Source organism: Photobacterium sp. OFAV2-7, assembly GCF_022347985.1.
In the GTDB taxonomy this organism is placed as follows: Bacteria; Pseudomonadota; Gammaproteobacteria; order Enterobacterales; family Vibrionaceae; genus Photobacterium.
In genome coordinates, this window is sequence record NZ_JAKRFQ010000710.1 from 1 (window position 1) to 2,794 (window position 2,794).

Annotated in this window: 3 protein-coding genes and 2 pseudogenes; 2 read left to right on the forward strand and 3 right to left on the reverse strand. The window is 50.4% G+C overall.

Features of this window, described 5'->3' with window-relative positions:
• Window positions 1–150, forward strand: a pseudogene (locus tag MHN01_RS23390) (DUF1315 domain-containing protein); the annotation flags it as partial.
• 29 nt (window positions 151–179) lie between these two features.
• Here the strand turns inward: MHN01_RS23390 and MHN01_RS23395 are convergent.
• The gene (locus MHN01_RS23395; RefSeq protein ID WP_239413754.1) at window positions 180–851 is read right to left on the reverse strand and encodes a glutathione S-transferase family protein; all 672 of its coding nucleotides are present in this window, start codon (window positions 849–851) and stop codon (window positions 180–182) included.
• Window positions 852–1,038: 187 nt separating this feature from the next.
• Between MHN01_RS23395 and MHN01_RS23400 the strand changes: the two genes are divergently transcribed.
• Window positions 1,039–1,311 carry a hypothetical protein gene (locus MHN01_RS23400; protein WP_239413755.1) on the forward strand — a complete coding sequence of 91 codons (273 nt, stop codon included), beginning with the start codon at window positions 1,039–1,041 and terminating at the stop codon, window positions 1,309–1,311.
• 85 nt (window positions 1,312–1,396) lie between these two features.
• Here MHN01_RS23400 and ansA read toward each other — a convergent pair whose 3' ends face one another.
• Window positions 1,397–2,407, reverse strand: coding sequence for an asparaginase (ansA, locus tag MHN01_RS23405; protein ID WP_239413756.1), 1,011 nt, complete (start codon window positions 2,405–2,407; stop codon window positions 1,397–1,399).
• A gap of 84 nt (window positions 2,408–2,491) precedes the next feature.
• A pseudogene (locus MHN01_RS23410) lies at window positions 2,492–2,794 on the reverse strand (signal peptide peptidase SppA); the annotation flags it as partial.

Below are 2,794 nucleotides of genomic sequence, written 5' to 3' on the forward strand. Positions count from 1 at the left end.
CAGTCCCGCCATAATACCGATGCCGAGCATATGTCCGTCGAGGCTGGGGGAGAAATTAAATTTAAATCGAAAGCCGAGCTGAAACGCGATTTTGGCGTCAAAGAACCTGAACATGATGACATCGCTCGCTTTGATCATAACCAGCTCTGAGATGTGAAATCCAATAAAGTGTTGTTGGGCTAACCGACATGGTTGTCAAAGATCATGGGTTCACAGTAAAAACTGCTGAGCTCGTGATCTTCTTCGCTGATTAAATTCGCTATCCAGGGCTCCTGTTCAATATTGGCAAGATAGGCCTGCAATTTCGGATAGTGGGTTAGTCTTAGCCCGGCCATCCAGCCACTGCGAAATACACTCCATAAACTGATTTCAGCCATCGAAAAGTGTCCGGCGACATACCCTTCAACTGGTAGCTGCTCTTCTACGTAATCCAGGACCTGGGGAAGGTGGTGCTCAAGGCATTGCTTGATGGCCTGTTGGTCCACATCTTTGTTCAGCATTTTTCCGCGCATGATTTTTTGGTAGAAAAGCACCCCGCCAATGAGCGATGTCAGCCGGGTATCGGCATATTCTTCCAGCCAGCGTACCTGGGCGCGCGCCGCCGCCGAGCCAGGATAGAGGGGAGGGACCGGGAAAATATCATCAAGGTAGTGGGCGATGACCGTCGAGTCCATGATGTTGCTGCCGTCATGCTCGAGGACCGGCACCTTGCCCATCGGGTGGCGCTTCTGAGCCAGTTCTTTTTCTAGATAGGGGTTAAGAGGCTGCAGATCATAGGCAATCCCTTTGTAGGAGAGCGCGAGCATGATTTTTCTGACAAACGGAGAAATCGAGGCACCGTGTAGAATCATAGTATTGTCTCGGGCTAATTGGCCTGTAGTGCTACAGACATGAACAGGTGAATAGACGTAATTGTTATAAAGTGTAGCCGAGATAAAGCATTAGGAGGTGTGCTCTGGCTGAGGGGCCGCTTGATGTCTGAGACGTGAGAACTACATTTAAACCAAACTGTATCGTTTTACGATTCAGGAGGAAGCCATGAGGTATGCGGTATTTTGTGGAACGGGAGAGTTTCAGGGAGCGGCTGATGCAACATCGCCTGCCGATGCGGCGCTGGAAGTACTTTACGAGCAGTTGGCCGGTGTTGATTGCAGCCAGCTCGAGCTGGCTCCCTGTGATGATCTGGCAAAGGCCAGCTTATTGGTTTATGAGTTAGCCGGTGAGCTGCCTGCGAATATTGCTGATAAGGGCATACACAGTTTGCATGAGATCCCGACCAAGGGTGAACCTAACGGGTTCATTGAAGTGTAACAATGCAGCGTGTCTGATGAAAAAAGCCCTGGCCAAAGGCCAGGGCTATAGTCGGTAACTATCGTTGTTTCGTCGTCACGAACAGTTAGTGCGTCAGCTCACCACGCAAGTCTTGCTGCATCATGCTTCGTACCGTTTCCATCGGTAGATCCTGGCTTAGTAGGAAGTGCAGTTTGGCAAGGGTTGCTTCCGGGGTCATATCGTAACCGCTAAGTACCCCGGCATCTGCCAGAGCACATCCAGTGGCATAACCACCCATGTTTACTTTTCCAGACAAACACTGGGTCAGGTTCATCACAATGACGCCACGATCAGTTGCTTCTTTCAGCTGGGCAAGAAGATCCGGGTTCTGTGGCGCATTACCCACACCAAACGTTAGCAGAATCATCGCATTGACTGGCTGGCGCAAGGTATTGCGGATAACTTCCGGGGAGATCCCCGGGTACATGGTGATCACGCCAATTGGCTGCGGTGTGATCGCATGTACTTTAAACTTGCCTTCAGGCTGTTTGCTCAGCTCGACATTATTTAGCTGGATGTTGATACCGGCTTCCAGTAGTGGCGGCAGGTTAGGTGAAATAAAGGCGCCAAAGCCGTCCGCATGGGCTTTGGTACTGCGGTTGCCACGGATCAACTTGTTGTTGAAGAAAACCGTTACTTCATTGATCGGGTAGTTCGCCGCGATATGAAGTGAGTTCAGCAGGTTGCTCTGGCCATCAGAACGCAATTCGGCCAGCGGGATCTGAGAGCCGGTGACTATCACAGGCTTGTCCAGATTTTCAAACATAAACGACAGTGCCGAGGCGGTATATGCCATGGTGTCCGTACCATGAAGAATGACAAAACCGTCATATTTGTCGTAGTTTGCCTTGATATCATCAGCAATGCGCTGCCAGTCCGCTGGCGTCATATCTGATGAGTCGATAAGAGGCTCGTACTCGTGAATCGTAAATCTCGGCATTTCTGGACGATGGAACTCAGGCATGCTTTCCAGCTGCTTCTGCATAAAGCCCGCAACAGGGATATAACCATGGTCTGACTTCTGCATACCAATGGTGCCGCCGGTGTAAGCAATGTAAATGTGTTTTCTTTCCATAATCGGGTACAGACATTACGAGTTGGTGGCCGCATTATACGGTTAACGCACAGTAAAAAAAGCCCGGCATGTGCCGGGCTGATCTCACTTTTCAATATTGCTGCAGTTCAGGCAGAAGGCATATTGACCTTTTGGATCGTTAAAGTTACTTAGCGTTGTGAAGTCTGTTACAACTTGTTGCGTAACAGGGCGCAGCGCGGCAGGTACCTGGCCAAATACAATGGTAGCCAGCTTGGCGCTTGCCTCAGAGGCAAACTCCTGCAACAGCAGCTCAGCCGGGCTGAGTGGCTCTTCCATCCAACGAAGCTCGTAGCTGTCCAGCTTGGCAAGTTCAACAGCTGCGGCGATAGCGTCATCAAAATCACCCAGCTGATCAACTAACCCTAG